This is a genomic window from Streptomyces javensis (assembly GCF_039525925.1).
In the GTDB taxonomy this organism is placed as follows: Bacteria; Actinomycetota; Actinomycetes; order Streptomycetales; family Streptomycetaceae; genus Streptomyces; species Streptomyces asiaticus.
Genome location: NZ_BAAAIF010000046.1, coordinates 1 through 15,333 on the forward strand (window position 1 = coordinate 1; position 15,333 = coordinate 15,333).

General features: G+C 73.8%; 12 protein-coding genes and 1 riboswitch. Of the genes, 6 read left to right on the forward strand and 6 right to left on the reverse strand.

The window, feature by feature from the left end; genetic code table 11:
• From ABD329_RS31895 to ABD329_RS31915, 5 genes are all read right to left on the reverse strand, one after another.
• Positions 1 to 1,270 (reverse strand): magnesium chelatase ATPase subunit I (locus ABD329_RS31895; protein WP_344317266.1); only part of this gene is annotated, 1,270 nt, incomplete at its 3' end.
• A 58-nt stretch (positions 1,271 to 1,328) separates the two neighbouring features.
• On the reverse strand, positions 1,329 to 2,933 hold the full coding sequence (locus ABD329_RS31900; protein WP_344317267.1) for a cobyric acid synthase: 1,605 nt from the start codon (positions 2,931 to 2,933) through the stop codon (positions 1,329 to 1,331).
• Positions 2,930 to 3,928 carry a cobalamin biosynthesis protein gene (locus ABD329_RS31905; RefSeq protein WP_344317268.1) on the reverse strand — a complete coding sequence of 333 codons (999 nt, stop codon included), beginning with the start codon at positions 3,926 to 3,928 and terminating at the stop codon, positions 2,930 to 2,932. Before ABD329_RS31905 ends, ABD329_RS31900 begins: the two co-directional genes overlap by 4 nt.
• 146 nt (positions 3,929 to 4,074) lie before the next feature.
• Positions 4,075 to 4,292: riboswitch (cobalamin riboswitch) on the reverse strand.
• Between the two features lie 142 nt (positions 4,293 to 4,434).
• The gene (locus tag ABD329_RS31910) at positions 4,435 to 4,686 is read right to left on the reverse strand and encodes a hypothetical protein (protein WP_344317270.1); all 252 of its coding nucleotides are present in this window, start codon (positions 4,684 to 4,686) and stop codon (positions 4,435 to 4,437) included.
• Positions 4,687 to 4,699: 13 nt separating this feature from the next.
• The gene (locus tag ABD329_RS31915) at positions 4,700 to 5,971 is read right to left on the reverse strand and encodes an inorganic phosphate transporter (protein WP_344317271.1); all 1,272 of its coding nucleotides are present in this window, start codon (positions 5,969 to 5,971) and stop codon (positions 4,700 to 4,702) included.
• Positions 5,972 to 6,404: 433 nt separating this feature from the next.
• On the opposite strand from ABD329_RS31915, the gene ABD329_RS31920 reads away from it, so the two are divergent.
• The 6 genes from ABD329_RS31920 (at position 6,405) to ABD329_RS31945 (ending at position 13,277) form a co-directional block, all read left to right on the forward strand.
• Positions 6,405 to 7,091, forward strand: coding sequence for a class II aldolase/adducin family protein (locus ABD329_RS31920; protein ID WP_198281308.1), 687 nt, complete (start codon positions 6,405 to 6,407; stop codon positions 7,089 to 7,091).
• A 94-nt stretch (positions 7,092 to 7,185) separates the two neighbouring features.
• Positions 7,186 to 8,313, forward strand: coding sequence for an alpha/beta hydrolase (locus ABD329_RS31925; RefSeq protein ID WP_198281309.1), 1,128 nt, complete (start codon positions 7,186 to 7,188; stop codon positions 8,311 to 8,313).
• Positions 8,314 to 8,510: 197 nt separating this feature from the next.
• Positions 8,511 to 9,971: a hypothetical protein gene (locus ABD329_RS31930; protein ID WP_425574405.1), complete on the forward strand. Its 1,461-nt coding sequence runs from the start codon at positions 8,511 to 8,513 to the stop codon at positions 9,969 to 9,971.
• A 160-nt stretch (positions 9,972 to 10,131) separates the two neighbouring features.
• Positions 10,132 to 11,730 (forward strand): ABC-F family ATP-binding cassette domain-containing protein, encoded by a 1,599-nt coding sequence (locus ABD329_RS31935; RefSeq protein ID WP_198280013.1) that lies wholly within the window; start codon positions 10,132 to 10,134, stop codon positions 11,728 to 11,730.
• Positions 11,731 to 12,153: 423 nt separating this feature from the next.
• Positions 12,154 to 12,375 carry a helix-turn-helix domain-containing protein gene (locus ABD329_RS31940; protein WP_020872291.1) on the forward strand — a complete coding sequence of 74 codons (222 nt, stop codon included), beginning with the start codon at positions 12,154 to 12,156 and terminating at the stop codon, positions 12,373 to 12,375.
• A gap of 122 nt (positions 12,376 to 12,497) precedes the next feature.
• Positions 12,498 to 13,277: an enoyl-CoA hydratase/isomerase family protein gene (locus ABD329_RS31945; RefSeq protein WP_198280014.1), complete on the forward strand. Its 780-nt coding sequence runs from the start codon at positions 12,498 to 12,500 to the stop codon at positions 13,275 to 13,277.
• A gap of 145 nt (positions 13,278 to 13,422) precedes the next feature.
• Here the strand turns inward: ABD329_RS31945 and ABD329_RS31950 are convergent, their stop codons facing one another.
• A complete protein-coding gene (locus ABD329_RS31950; protein WP_198280015.1) occupies positions 13,423 to 15,288 on the reverse strand; it encodes a SpoIIE family protein phosphatase in 1,866 nt (621 codons plus the stop codon).
• Positions 15,289 to 15,333 lie beyond the last annotated feature (45 nt).

Below are 15,333 nucleotides of genomic sequence, written 5' to 3' on the forward strand. Positions count from 1 at the left end.
CTCCGCCCGCGCCGCCGTCCGCTTCGGCCTCCCCGCCGTCGCGGTCGGCCGGGGCGGAGTCGGGCTCGGGGCCGGCCGTCTCGTGCTCACCCGTGCGCTGCTCGGGGACGGACGGCTCGGGTCCGGCGGGCGGCGCCTGCTCCCGCGCCCCGTCGCCCGCGCCCTCCCGCGGTCCGCCCTCGGGGCCGCCCCCGTCGTCCGGCCCGGAGTCACCCGGCCCGTCCTCGGGGCCCGGGTCCGGATCCGGCTCCGGGTCGTCCTCCTCGAACCGCCGCAGGATCTCGTCGAGTTTGTCCTCGTCGAGCCCCGGCGCGTCGAACGGCGCCCGCCGCCTGCGGTGGGGGAGCGACAGCAGCGCGGCCCCCCGTACGTCCTCGGTCCGGACGTCGGTGCGCCCCGCCCAGGCGGCCAGCGCGGTCGCCGTACGGGCCGTCACGATGTCCGCGCGCATCCCGTCCACCTCGAACCCGGCGCACACCGCCGCGATCTGCCGCAGCGCGCGGTCGCCGAGAGCCACCCGCGGCAGCAGGGCGCGCGCCGCCGCGATGCGCTCCCGCAGGGCCTCCTCGTCCGCCGCCCAGCGCGCCGCGAACCCCTCGGGGTCCTCGTCGTACGCCAGCCGCCGCCGCACCACCTCGACCCGCTCCTCGGTGTCGCGGGACGCCGCGACCTCCACCGTGAGGCCGAAGCGGTCCAGCAACTGCGGCCGCAGCTCGCCCTCTTCGGGGTTCATGGTGCCCACCAGGAGGAAGCGCGCCGCGTGCCGTACGGACACCCCCTCGCGCTCCACGTAGGAGGCGCCCATGGCGGCCGCGTCGAGCAGCAGGTCGATCAGGTGGTCGTGGAGCAGATTGACCTCGTCGACGTAGAGCACCCCGCGGTGGGCGTCGGCGAGCAGCCCGGGCTCGAACGCCTTCACCCCGTCCGACAGCGCCCGCTCGATGTCGAGCGCGCCCACCAGCCGGTCCTCGGAGGCGCCCACGGGCAGTTCGACCATCCGCGCGGGGCGCGCCTCGCCCGTGCCCGGCTCATGGGGTCCGTCCGGGCAGGACGGGTCGGGCGCGGCGGGGTCGCAGGAGAACCGGCACCCGGCCACCACGTCCACCTCGGGCAGCAGCGAGGCGATCGCTCTTACGGCGGTGCTCTTGGCCGTGCCCTTCTCGCCGCGCACCAGGACGCCGCCCACGGCGGGTGAGACGGCGTTGAGGAGCAGGGCGAGCCGCAGGCCGTCCATGCCGACGATCGCGCTGAAGGGGTAGGTGGTGGTCACGCGGCGATACCTCCTGGGGTGCGTGGGCACAGCGGTCCGGTGTGGGAGTGGGGGCTCGTCATGGCGTCCCCCCTGGGACCCCCGGAGGGACGAACGGCAGCCCCTCCGGGACGCCCTCCTCGATGAGCCGCAGCAGCGCGTCCGTGTCGGCGTGCTCCTCGATCAGGTCGCCGAGGCGGTCGAGCTGCTCCTCGCGCAGCTCGCCGAAGCGGGTGTCCGGCGCGGGGACGAACGCCCGGCCCGCCGCGGCGGCCACCCGCCGCAGAAAAGCCCGCCGGAAGCCGTCGCTCTCCAGCGAGCCGTGCCAGTGGGTGCCCCACACCGAGCCCACCCGGCAGCCGTCCAGGAAGGGCTCCTCGGCCCCGTCCAGCAGCTCGGCGACCCCGTGGTGGATCTCGTAGCCCTCCACCCGCTCGCCGAGCGCCTCGCCCACCGGCCGGGCCAGGGTCTTCTCGGCCGCGAACCGCACCCGCACCGGCAGCAGCCCGAGCCCGGCGACCGTCCCGGCCTTCGACTCGACCTCGTCCTCGATGCGCTCCCCGAGCGCCTGGAAGCCGCCGCAGACGCCGAGCACCGGACGGCCCTCGGCGGCCCGCCGGGCGATCGCGTCGGCCAGCCCGCGCTCACGCAGCCACTCCAGCGCCCTTACGGTGCCCCGGGTGCCCGGCAGCACCACCAGGTCGGCGTCGGCCAGCTCCTCGGGCCGGTCCACGAACCGCACGATCACGCCCGGTTCTGCCGCCAGCGCGTCCACGTCCGTGAAGTTGGACATCAGCGGTACGGCGGCCACCGCGATCCGCAGGACGTCCGCGCCGAAAGGGGGCGCCACGACGCTCTCCCGCACCGCGCCGCGCAGCGACACCCGCAGCCCGTCCTCCTCGTCGATCCCCAGCCCGTGGGCGAACGGGAGCACCCCGACGGTCGGGCGCCCGGTGAGGTCGCGCAGCATCTCCAGACCGGGCTCCAGAAGGCTCACATCGCCGCGGAACTTGTTCACCAGGTAGGCGGCCACATGCCGTTGGTCGGCTGCCGACAGCAGCGCGGTCGTGCCGAAGAAGGACGCGAAGACACCACCGCGGTCGATGTCCCCGACCACCACGACCGGAAGCCCGGCGGCACGCGCCAGCCCCATGTTGACGATGTCGGTGCGGCGCAGATTGATCTCGGCCGGGCTGCCCGCGCCCTCGCAGATCACCGCGTCATGGGTGCGCCGCAGCTCCTCCAGGCACTCCGTGACGGTCCCCAGCAGCGCCTCCCGCCCCGCTGAGAGCCTTTCGCCGGGCGAGGGGGCTCCGGCCCCGGCGAAGTACCCGCGCGCGCTCAGCTCGCCCACCGGCTTGCCCAGCAGCACCACCTGGCTGCTGCGGTCGCCGCCCGGCTTCAGCAGGACCGGGTTCATCAGCGCGCTGGGCTCGACGCGCGCGGCGGCCGCCTGCATGGCCTGCGCCCGCCCGATCTCCGCACCCTCCCGGGTGACGAAGGAGTTGAGCGACATGTTCTGCGCCTTGAAGGGCGCCACGCTGACGCCCTTACGGGCGAGCCACCGGCAGATCCCGGCCGTCACCACGCTCTTGCCCGCGTCGGAGGTCGTGCCCGCGACGAGCAGCCCCCCGCCGCGCGCCCCGGAACCCTCCGTGCCGCCCTTACCGCGTATGCCGCTCATCCGCCGCCCCTTCCCAAGGCCCGGGTTCTCAGGGCCCGGGGCCGCCCCGTCAACGCCCTCAGGACCGGCCGGGCCGCCATGGACACCCCGAGCGCCAGCACACCGACGCGCCGCGACAGCCGTATCGCCCGCTCGATGTCGGCCGACTCCACCGGCCGCCCGCCGGAGTTGAGCACCGGCCGGTTCTCGACCCGGCCGCCGTACGCGAGGGCGCCGCCCAGCCGGACGCCGAGCGCGCCCGCGAAGGACGCCTCCACAGGGCCCGCGTTGGGGCTCGGATGGCGTCCGCCGTCGTGCCGCCAGGCGCGCCACGCACCGCGCGGATCGGGGCCCGCGAGCGTCGCCAGGGTCGCCGTAAGGCGTGCACCGGGCCAGCCGGCCACATCGTCCAGCCGGGCCGCCGCCCAGCCGAACCGCCGGTAGCGCGGCGACTTGTGGCCCACCATGGCGTCCAGGGTGTTGACGGCGCGGAATGCTATGAGCCCCGGCACCCCGCCCACGGCGCCCCACACCAGCGCGCCCACGACGGCGTCTGAGGTGTTCTCGGCCACCGATTCGACCACCGCGCGGGCGATCTGCGGCCCGTCCAGCGCCTGCGGATCGCGGCCGCACAGATGCGGCAGCCGCTCCCGGGCGACCTCGAGGTCCCCGGCGGCCAGCGCCCCGCCGACGGCCCGTGCCTCACGGCCCAGGCTCGTACCTCCCAGCACGGCCCAGGTGGCGGCGGCGGTCAGCGCGACCGCCGCGCCACGGCGGCTGCCAAGTCCCCGTACGGCGCGGGTCAGCAGCGCGGCACCGGCGGCCGCGCCGCCCGCGCACAACGCGGTGTGCAGGGCCCCGTAGCCCCGGTGGTCGCGCCACAGCCGGCGCTCGGCGGCCGCGGCGGCGCGCAGGAACGCGGCCACCGGATGGCCGCGGCGCGGATCACCCGTGGCGAGGTCGCCGAGGAAGCCGAGGGCCGCGCCGCACGCGAACGAGGCGTGGTCGGCAGGCATCCGTCAGGCCGCCGTCACGCCTCGGCGCGGCGATACGGAACCAGACGGGCCGGAGGGGCCGGAAGAGCCGAAGCGGACAGGGAGGGCTGGCGGCGTGGCGATGCCGGGCATGGCGGTATGTCCTCACTCAGGGTCCTCGCCCTGGTTCGACGTGACCGGCGGTGAGAGTCTCCTGGCTCCCGGATCCGCGGCCCTCCCGGTCTTCCAGCCCCGCGTACGCGACGAACCGTACGGACGAGCCGTGACCCCATCCAGGCGATGGGAAGGTGCTCCCCGGTGACAGTGGCGGGACCGCGCCGGATTCTCACCGGCTTCCTCTCCTGCCGCCGTTTGGCTCGGGAAGTCCACCATGGGCCGCGAATGGCCGTCAACTCGCATATGACCCATGACGCCCGAGTGTGCCGAGCCCCACAGACGACCGCCCCCACGAGACGGCCGCCGGACGGACGGCGCTGGTCAGCGCCACCATCCGGCGGCCGGTGGGTCATCCGGGGACAGCGGGGCCCTCAGGCGACGATCAGATAGATGCCGTAGGCCACGACCGCGGCGCACACCGCGAAGCAGGCGTACGCGCCGGTGCGCGCGAGCGAGGAGCCGCCCACCGCGCCCCCGGGCACGGCGGCGGCCGTGCCGCCCTGCTCCGGCGCCGCCTTACGGGAGGTGCCGACGATGCCCAGGGTGAAGACGCCCACCATGCCGACGGTCACCGCGAGGCTGATGCCGAAGACCTGGCCGAGTGCCGCCCAGTCGATGCTCATGTTTCCTGGCTCCTTAGCGGGTGGCGCTGCTCGCGGCGGCGGGGGTGGGGGTCTGCTCGGGTGTGTTCTCCGAGGTGTCGTCCTCGGGGGCGGCGCTCTCGGGGGCGGCGCTCGCCGCACCGGCGGGCGGCGGGGCCACGGACCGCAGGGCGGCCGTGACGGCGCCCACCGGCTCCTGGGTGCCGACCTCGTTGACGTTGGTGTGGTCCACGGGCTTGCGGCGCGACAGCATCCAGATCGCCCCGCAGGCCAGGACGGCGAGCACGGCCACCGCCGTGATTCCCGCGTTCCCCTGGTCGGCGAGGAGCGCGGCGGCGCCCGCCACCAGCCCGGCGGCCGGGAGGGTCAGCACCCAGGCGACCACCATGCGGCCCGCGGTCGACCAGCGCACCACGGCGCCCTTACGGCCGACACCCGCGCCCATGACGGCGCCGGAGCAGACCTGGGTGGTGGACAGCGCGAAGCCGATGTGGGAGGAGGCGAGGATGACGGTCGCGGCGCCGGTCTGGGCGGCGAAGCCCTGCGGCGGCTGGATGTCGGTGATGCCCTTGCCCATGGTGCGGATGATGCGCCAGCCACCCAGGTAGGTGCCGAGCGCGATGGCCAGGCCCGCCGAGACGATGACCCACAGCGGCGGGTCGGAGTCGGGCGCCACCACGTTCCCGGTGACCAGCGCCAGGGTGATCACGCCCATCGTCTTCTGGGCGTCGTTGGTGCCGTGGGCCAGGGAGACCAGGGCGGCCGAGGCGATCTGCCCCGCGCGGTAGCCCTTCGCGGTGTCCTCGGGGGAGCGGTCGCGGCCGAGCCGGTAGGTGAGCCGGGTGGCGGCCAGCGTGGCGATGCCGGCCACGATCGGCGCGGCGACGGCGGGGATCAGGACCTTCATGACGATCGCGTCGCCGTTGACCCCGTCCAGGCCCACGGAGACCACGGTGGCGCCGATCAGACCGCCGAACAGGGCGTGCGAGGAGCTGGAGGGGAGTCCGGCCAGCCACGTCACCAGATTCCACAGGATCGCGCCGACGAGTCCCGCGAAGATCACTTCTGGCTGGATACCGGATCCCTCGTCGATGATCCCGCCGGAGATGGTCTTGGCCACCTCCACGGACAGGAACGCGCCGACGAGATTGAGGACGGCCGACATCGCCACCGCCACCCTGGGCCCGAGTGCTCCCGTGGAGATGGTGGTGGCCATGGCGTTAGCCGTGTCGTGAAAGCCGTTCGTGAAGTCGAACACCAAGGCCGTGACGATCACGATCCCGATGAGAAGCGTGATGTGTTCCATACACCCGGTCAATCAGTTCGAAGGTCGTTAGTGGCACGGTGAACGTAAGGAAACAGGGTGAACGGGAGATGAACTGAGCGGGGCATCGGGGTGACATGGTTGCGGGGTCGCTAAAACCCAGTGAATTCCAGCCTACTTTCCCATGTCGTACGGGAGTTGAGCCGCGGTCGAGAGCCGCCGGAGGCGGCCCCTGGACCGGTCTCGCGGGCGTCCGCCGGCCCCCCACGTTCACCCGCCCGGAGTCGGGTGCCCACGAAGCACGGTCGTAGTCCCCCGCCGCGCCGCCGCCGGTCCCACCGTGCCCGCCGCCGGTCCCACCGTGCCCGCCGCCGGTCCCACCGTGCCCGCCGCCGGTCCCACGGCGCCCGCCGCTGGTCCCGCCGCCGCGCGGCCGGCGGCCGCCTGGAAGGATCGGCCCCGGAGGTGAGGGCAGGTGACCCAGTCGCGATCCCCGCGGCAGCCGCAGCCGCGGCTGACGCATCCCCTGCGGCAGGCATGGACGCAGGTGGTGAGTACGGCCCGCAGGACCACCGCCGACGGTCTGGTCGTCGGCACCTCGGGCAATGTCTCGGCCCGGGTCGGCGACACCGTCCTGGTGACTCCGAGCGGCGTCCCCTACGACCGGCTCGGCCCCAGGGACGCCGTCGCCGTCGACCTGGACGGACAGCAGGTCCTCGGCACGCTGAAGCCCACCAGCGAGCTGCCCATGCACCTCGCGATCTACCGGGAGACCGATGCCGAGGCCGTGGTCCACACCCACGCCGTCCACGCCACGGCCGTCTCCACGCTCGTCGACGAGCTCCCCGCGGTCCACTACATGGCCGCCGCCCTCGGCGGCCCGGTCCGCGTCGCGCCCTACGCGCTCTACGGCACGGACGAACTGGCCGACGCCATGCTCGAGGCGCTGCGCGACCGCAGCGGCTGTCTGCTGCGCAACCACGGCACCGTCGTCCACGGCGCCACCCTGGAACAGGCGTACGACCGCACCGCCCAGCTCGAATGGATGTGCCGGGTCTGGCTCACCGCGGTCTCCGTCCCCGGCCGCACCCCCTCCCTGATCCCGCCGGACGAGATGCGGCGCGCCGCCGAGAAGCTGAGCGGCTACGGCCAGAAGGGCTGAGCCCGCCGGGCACGCGCCCGGGCCCCGGCCGGGCGGTCACCCGGCCGGGTACGCCCGCTGGCCGGGGGCCGCCTTCCCGACCACACTGGGAGGGATGCGTCTGCGAACAACGGCGGTCGCGGCCGCCACCACCCTGCTGAGTGTCGGCGTGGCCGCGGTGGCGGCCGGACGGTACGCCACCGGTGCTGCGCTGAAACCGGTCCCCGACCGTCCGCTGCCGAACGAGGCACCGCTGACCGTCCACGCGACCGCGGCCGGCCAGATCACCCTGACCCGCTCGCTCGCCTCGCTGCGCCCCGGCACCTACGGCCTCACCGGCCGCTCCTGCCACGCCGTCGTCGGCCCCGTCATCGAGGACGCCCCGCACCCCGCCGACTGTGTCGTGCGCCGTCTGGAGCGGGTCACCCACGGCGAGCTCACCCCCGGCACCCGGGTCCGGCTGACCCCCCAGGTGCACATCGGCAACCCGCGGGACGCGCTCGGCATCGACCACGCCGACGTGGACGTGCCCGCCGAACTCGGCCCGCTGCCCGCCTGGTTCATCCCCGGCGAACGCTCCACCTGGGTGATCACCACCCATGGCCTCGGCACCACCCGTGAGCACCCTATGGTCGTCATGCCCTTCCTGCGGCAGCTGCGGGTGCCGGTGCTCGACCTCGCCTACCGGGGGGACCCCGGCGCCCCGCGCTCCGAGGACGGCATATCCCACCTCGGCGACACCGAGTGGCGCGACCTGGACGCGGCCATCCGCTACGCGGTCGAGTACGGGGCGACCGGGGTCGTGCTGCACGGCTGGTCCATCGGCGCCTCGATGGCCCTCCACGCCGCCGCGAACTCCGCGCTGCGGCACCGCGTCATCGGCCTCGTCCTGGATTCCCCGGTGCTCGACTGGCAGGCCACCCTGCGCGCCCTCGCCGCGGCCCGCGGCATCCCCGCGCCGCTGCTCCCGCTCGCCCTGCGCGCCGCCGAGGGGCGCACCGGACTCCACGACAGCAGGCTCCCGGAGGTGGCCGACCCGGAGCGGCTGTCCGTGCCCACGCTCGTCGCCCACGGCCCCGACGACACCCTCGCGCCCTGGGACGTCTCGCGCGAACTCGTCGACCGGCGGCGCGATCTGGTGACCCTTCACACGGTGCGGCAGGCCCCGCACGCGGCCATGTGGAACGCGGACCCCGAGGCGTACGAGGAGGCGCTGCGGCGCTTTCTGATACCGCTCCTGTAGCGCCCTTGAGGCGGCCACCCGCGCCGCCCGGCCTCCCGTAGCGCCCGTAAGGCGATCGCGAAAGCGCGTGCGGGGCGGCGCGGGAGGCGTTCGCGGGGCGGCGGCGGAAGCGTTCGTAAGGTGGCGTGAACCCTTCGCGGCGACCGCCGGACGGGTGCCGATTGGGCTTTCGGGCCGTCAACGGCGAGACTGCTTCCGTGACGTCCCGTACTCCGCGCGACTCCCGGCTCCGACTTGTCCGTAACCGGCCGATGGCCACGGCCCGCCGGCCCGCGGTGAACCGCGGCTCAAGACCGGCGCCCCGTCCGCCGGAGGGCACACCGCCCCCGTCGGAGCTGGCCCGGCAGGCCAGGGCGGGGCTCACCGGGGCCGTGGCGATCGCCCACTGGGCCGCGGCCGAGCACGGCGCGCCCGGCGCGCTGTCCGACGAGGCCGCCGCCCGCGCCACCGAGGCGCTCGGGGTGAGCGAGCGGGAGGTGCGGACCGACTGGGACCGCGCTCGTCTCATCGGCCTCATCGAGCACCACGCGGGCACCACCCGCCCCGGCTGGCGGCTCCAGGCGTGGGACCGGGACGACAGCGCCGTGCTGCGCGGCTGGGTCGCGCTCCTGGACGCGTGGTCGCTGGCCTGCCCCGCCCCCGAGACGGCCGAGCCGACGGCGGTCGCGGAGGTCGTCGAGGCCGTGCCGCAGCTGCTCTCCCTGCTCCAGCTCTCGGCCGGTCCCGTGCAGATCTCCGCCCTGCTCGACATGCTCCGGCAGCGGGTCGCCGAGCTGCGCACCGAGCGGTGCGAGGTCCCCCAAGAGGTCACGGAGGACCGGGAGCCCGCCGGGGGCGCCGCGACCGCCGATGATGCCAAGGACGCCGAGGACACCGCCACGCTCGAGGGGCTGCTCGACTGGGCCCTGGACGCCCTCTCGTCCGTCGGGGCGCTCACGGTGCGGGAGGAGCCCCAGGAGGGGCCGGAGGGCGCCGGGAGCGCGGCCGAGGACGCCAAGGGCGACCGCCGGGAGGCCGAGCTGACCGCGCTCGGCAACTGGGCGGTGTGGGTCAAACTCGAGCAGATCTGCGTCGCCGCCCAGAGCCCGGCCGGGAACATCGAGCAGCACGCCGCCGACATGCTGCGCGGCTGTGCGGGCCTGACCCCGGGCCCCGCCCGCGCCGAGTACCGCGCCTGGCTGGCCGCCCGCCCCGTGGGCAGCGCGGTCGTCGAGCTCATCGACGCGGCGCGCGGCGACGACGCGCTGCTGCGCGGGCTCGCCTTCGAGGCGCTGCGCGTCGTCGGGGCGCCCGCCGAGCCCAACGTACGGGCCGTCGTCGAGGAATCGTGTCTGCGGCCGTACGCGCTGCTGTGGCTCGCCGAGCACGAGGGCGCCGACCCGGACGAGGCGCTGGACGCGCTCACCCGCGAGGAGGCCACCTGGCTGTGGGTGGACACCGCCGCGGCCATTTCCGACCACGGGGAGAGCCCGCTGCTCGTCCGCCACCTGGAGTCCGCCGTCCAGGGCACCGTGCCCGCGCTGCTGGCGGAGGTACGGGCCGTGGGGCACCCCCGCACCGTGCAGGTCCTGGTGGCGCTGGCCGCGGCCCACCCCGACCCGGCCCTGGCCAAGGCGGTGCGCCGGGCGGCCTTCCAGGTGCACACGGGCGGGGCCTGAGGGAGGGGCGGCCGAGGGGGAAGCCAGGGGGAAAGCCGGGGGAAAACGACTTGCCCGCCACCGCTAAACTAGCCGCATGGCAATTCTCCTCGTGCATTAGACGGCGTCGGCCGCCCTCGTCCGTCCCGTCCGTCGTCCACCCTGCCCAGGAGTAATTCCCGTGATCACCGCCTCCGGCGTCGAGCTGCGTGCCGGCGCCCGCGTCCTCATCGAGTCCGCTTCCTTCCGTATCGCCAGGGGCGACCGCATCGGTCTCGTCGGCCGCAACGGCGCCGGCAAGACCACGCTCACCAAGTGCCTGGCCGGTGAGGGCATCCCGGCCGGCGGCACCATCACGCGCTCCGGTCAGGTCGGCTACCTCCCGCAGGACCCGCGCACCGGCGATCTCGACGTCCTCGCCCGCGACCGCATCCTCTCGGCCCGTGAGCTCGACTCCGTGCTCCGTAAGATGCGCGAGAACGAGGACCGGATGGCCAACGGCAAGGGCGCCACCCGCGAGCGGGCGATGAAGAAGTACGAGCGCCTGGAGACCGAGTTCCTCACCAAGGGCGGATACGCCGCCGAGGCGGAGGCCGCGACCATCGCCGCCAGCCTCGGCCTGCCCGACCGGGTGCTCGGCCAGCCGCTCCATACGCTCTCCGGCGGTCAGCGGCGCCGGGTCGAGCTGGCCCGGATCCTCTTCTCGGACTCCGACATCCTGCTGCTGGACGAGCCCACCAACCACCTCGACGCCGACTCGATCACCTGGCTGCGGGACTACCTCAAGACCTACAGCGGCGGCTTCATCGTCATCTCCCACGATGAAGACCTCGTCGAGACGGTGGTCAACAAGGTCTTCTACCTCGACGCCAACCGCTCGATGATCGACATCTACAACATGGGCTGGAAGCTCTACCAGGCCCAGCGCGAGGCCGACGAGAAGCGCCGCAAGCGCGAGCGCGCCAACGCCGAGAAGAAGGCCGCGGCGCTGAACGCGCAGGCCGACAAGATGCGCGCCAAGGCGACCAAGACCGTGGCCGCCCAGAACATGGCCCGCCGCGCCGAGAAGCTGCTGGCCGGTCTCGAGGAGGCCCGGCAGTCCGACAAGGTCGCCAAGCTGCGCTTCCCCGACCCGGCCCCGTGCGGCAAGACCCCGCTGACCGCGGAGGGGCTGTCGAAGTCGTACGGCTCCCTGGAGATCTTCACCGATGTCAACCTGGCCGTCGACAAGGGATCGCGCGTCGTCATCCTCGGGCTGAACGGCGCCGGTAAGACGACCCTGCTGCGGCTGCTGGCCGGGGTCGAGAAGCCGGACACCGGCCAGGTGACCCCCGGCCACGGGCTGAAGCTGGGCTACTACGCGCAGGAGCACGAGACGCTCGACCCGGACCGCACCGTCCTGGAGAACATGCGCTCCGCCGCCCCGGATCTCGACCTCGTCGACATCCGTAAGACGCTCGGGTCGTTCCTGTTCTCCGGCGACGACGTGGACAAGCCGGCCCGGGTGCTCTCCGGTGGTGAGAAGACCCGGCTGGCGCTGGCCACCCTGGTGGTCTCCTCGGCCAATGTGCTGCTGCTGGACGAGCCCACCAACAACCTCGACCCGGCCAGCCGTGAGGAGATCCTCGGCGCGCTGCGCACCTTCGCCGGTGCGGTGGTCCTGGTGACCCACGACGAGGGCGCCGTCGACGCGCTACAGCCGGAGCGGATCATTCTGCTTCCGGACGGCGTCGAGGACCTGTGGGGCCAGGAGTACGCGGACCTCGTCGCGCTCGCCTGACGAGGCCCGACGGCGGGCTGGGCGGGCCCGGCGCAGGGATGGGGGCGGCGTTCCGGACGCCGCCCCAAGAGTCCGGTTCCTCCGGTCCGATCCCCTTCTTGTAGATCATTCGGCCTAGGCGTGATCCATCATCTGAGTGAGAACGGCTGGTATCGCGGCGCGTCGCGGGCCACCGGCGCACACCACGTGCCGTGCGCCGGTCCGGATCTCTGCGACGTAGCTCACGTATGCCCTGACCTGCCTCTTCGTCGATGAACACGAAAGAGTGTCAGGTTGAACAGCGCCGGAATCCTTGCTTCCGAAGGCCGTCGTGCCGCGATTTCTCGCAATCCTTCATCCACAGACCTTGCCGAATGGGTGGCCAGGAAGCCCGGTAGGGGTGATCATGAGAGTCCAGAGCGCACTTCCCATGAGGAGGCACGGGTGGCCGAGACTCTGAAGAAGGGCAGCCGGGTGACCGGCGCCGCGCGCGAAAAGCTCGCGGCAGACCTGAAGAAGAAGTACGACTCCGGGGCGAGCATCCGGGCGCTGGCCGAGGAGACCGGCCGTTCCTATGGATTCGTTCACCGGATGCTCAGCGAATCCGGAGTTTCCCTACGGGGACGCGGCGGTGCGACGCGAGGCAAGAAGACCGCCTCGGCCTGACCGCCCGCATGCTCCATCACCATCAGCAGGTAGGGACAGGGGTGCCACCCGGCTGATCGTCGGTTCGGCCGGGTGGTTACTGTGCAGTCACTTGTACTGACCGCACCCGACCGGAGGCCCCTGTGACCCTGCTCGACAAGGACGGCGTTCAGCTCACCGTCGATGACACGGTCGCCACGGTGACCCTGAACAACCCGGCGAAGCGCAACGCTCAGTCGCCCGCCCTGTGGCGGGCGCTGGCCGAGGCCGGACAGCTGGTGCCGGGCACCGTGCGCGTCGTGGTGCTGCGCGCCGAGGGCAAGTCCTTCTCGGCGGGCCTGGACCGTCAGGCCTTCACGCCCGAGGGGTTCGACGGCGAGCCGTCGTTCCTCGACATGGCGCGCGGTTCCGACAGCGAGCTCGACGCGACCATCGCCGGGTACCAGGACGCGTTCACCTGGTGGCGGCGGAACGACATCGTGTCGATCGCCGCCGTCCAGGGTCATGCCGTCGGGGCCGGTTTTCAGCTTGCGCTCGCCTGTGACCTGCGGGTCTGCGCGGACGACGCACAGTTCGCCATGCGCGAGACCAGCCTCGGGCTGGTGCCGGACCTCACCGGCACCCATCCGCTGGTCGGGCTGGTGGGATACGCCCGTGCGCTGGAGATCTGCGCGACCGGGCGCTTCGTCCACGCCGAGGAGGCCGAGCGGACCGGCCTCGCCAACCTCGTGGTACCCGGCGCCGAGCTCGACGGCGCGGTCCAGGACCTGGCGGCTGCCCTGCTCGCCGCACCTCGCGACGCGGTGATCGAGACCAAGGCGCTGTTGCGGGGTGCCGTGGACCGCACGTACGAGGAGCAGCGTGCCGCCGAGCGCGCCGCCCAGGCCCGCCGACTGCGCGACCTGGCGGGCGTGACGGACTGAGCGCTCCGCTGACGTGACCTGACGTGACGTGACCTGGCCTGATCCGCCCGTCGATTGTCCGCGACGCCGTCGTGGCTGGTCGCTACCGGCGGCGGAGCCGCATACCGGCACGGCCCCGCGTCCCTCCGGGGCGCGGGGCGACCCGTCACACCATCCGCTGCGGCACCGCCTCCAGCACCAGCACCGCCAGGTCGTCGTCGATCGGCTCGGGGCTGAAGTCATGCGTGGCGCGCCGCACCCGCTCCGCGACCGCCTTGGCGCCCAGCCCCACACACTCCCGCAGGATGTCCGACAGACCGTCGTCGTCATCCAGCTGACGGAGGCCGTTGCGCCGCTCGGTCACCCCGTCGGTGACGCACAGCAGTGTCTCGCCGGGCTCCAGGGCCAGCGTGTCGGCGTGGAAGTCCGGGTTCTCGTCGATGCCGAGCAGCATCTGCGGGGAGGCGGCGGGCGCCACCGCGCCCCGGGTGGTCAGCCGCAGCGGCAGCGGATGGCCGGCGCTCGCCAGGGTGCAGTGGGCGCCGCCCCCGGCCGGGTCCGGCTCCAGCTCCCCGTAGAGCAGGCTCAGGAAGCGCGGCCTGGACTGCTCGCCGTCGATCTCCGCCGCTTCCGCGTCCTCCTCCACCAAGGCCTGGTTCAGCCGGTTGAGCACCGACTCCACCCCATGGCCCTCGCGGGCCAGCAGCCGCACCAGATGGCGGGCCAGCCCGGTGACCGACATCGCCTCCGGGTCGCTGCCCTGGACGTCGCCCAACAGGAAGCACCAGCGGCGGTCGCCCATGGGGAAAAGGTCGTAGAAGTCGCCGCCGACGGTCTGCCCCTCGCCGTGCGGCTCGTAGACGATCGCCGTGTCCACGCCCGGGATATGGGCGAGCGACATGGGCAGCTGGCGGCGCTGGAGCGCCCGGCTGATCGTCGCCTGCCGGGTGTACTGCCGGGCCGTGGCCACCGCCTGGGCCACCCGCCGTGCCACGTCCTCCGAGAGCCGCACCACGCCCTCCGCCATCCGTGGCACGCCCGCCCGGCCGAGCAGTAGAGCGCCATGGCTGCGGCCGTGTGCGATCAGCGGGAAGCACACCGCCGAGCCGCCCGCCCCCTGGCTGTCCGCGACCCCGGGCCAGGGCCAGGAGGTGCCCGCGGAACCGAGTCCGGTCGGCGGCGGATGCCGCTCCAGCGAGATGCGGAGCGCGCCAATGCGGTGCTCGTCGCTGTGCCAGACGCGGGCGAGCTGAAGCCCGCCGCTCTCGGTGGTCAGCCAGACCGCGCACCAGTCGGCCAGCCGGGGCACCAAAAGCTGCCCGGCGAGGGCGGCCACCATGTTCTCGTCAAGCTGACCCGTGAGGAGTTCGCTGGCCTCGGCGAGGAAGGACGGTCCGCCCCGGTCCACCCATTCGGCGGTCGGATCGCGCTGCTCACGCGGCGAAATGGGGGCCAGGGTCTCGGCGAACCGCAGTTCGCGCCCGAGCGCGCTGGTGGGGACGGCGTCGAACTCGGTCCCGGCCCGCTCGGCGTCCAGCCGGAACCAGACCGCCTTACGGGTGCGGTGATAGGTCACGCCCCAGGATTCCGCGAGCGCCCCGATCAGCTGGAGCCCGCGGCCGCGGCCCCGGCGCTGGCTCTCCGGCCCTCCGTAGACGGTGCTGGCGGGGTGGAGGTCCGCCACCTCGATGACGATCCCCGGCCGCCCCGCGTCCCTCGGCACATCGTCCGGACCGGCCGCCTCCTCGGGCCCGAAGCCCTCCCCGGCGGCGTCGGGACCGGGCTGGAGCCGGCAGACCACCTCGACCCGGGTGCCCGCGTGCAGTACGGCATTGGTGACCAGCTCGCTCACCAGCAGCACCGCGTCGTCGATCGACCGCTCGTCGAGGGTGGCCGGGGCGAACGCCTCCGCCGCGCTCCGCCCCGTGAGCGCCGTACGGACGAAGGCGCGTGCCGCGCCGGGGGCGCGCACGCTCCCGGGCAGCGTCGTCCGCGAGACGGACTCACGCGCGAGAGGAAACAAGGCTCCCACGTGCGGCTCCAGGGCAATACAGGCGGTTTAGGCCATCTAGGTGCC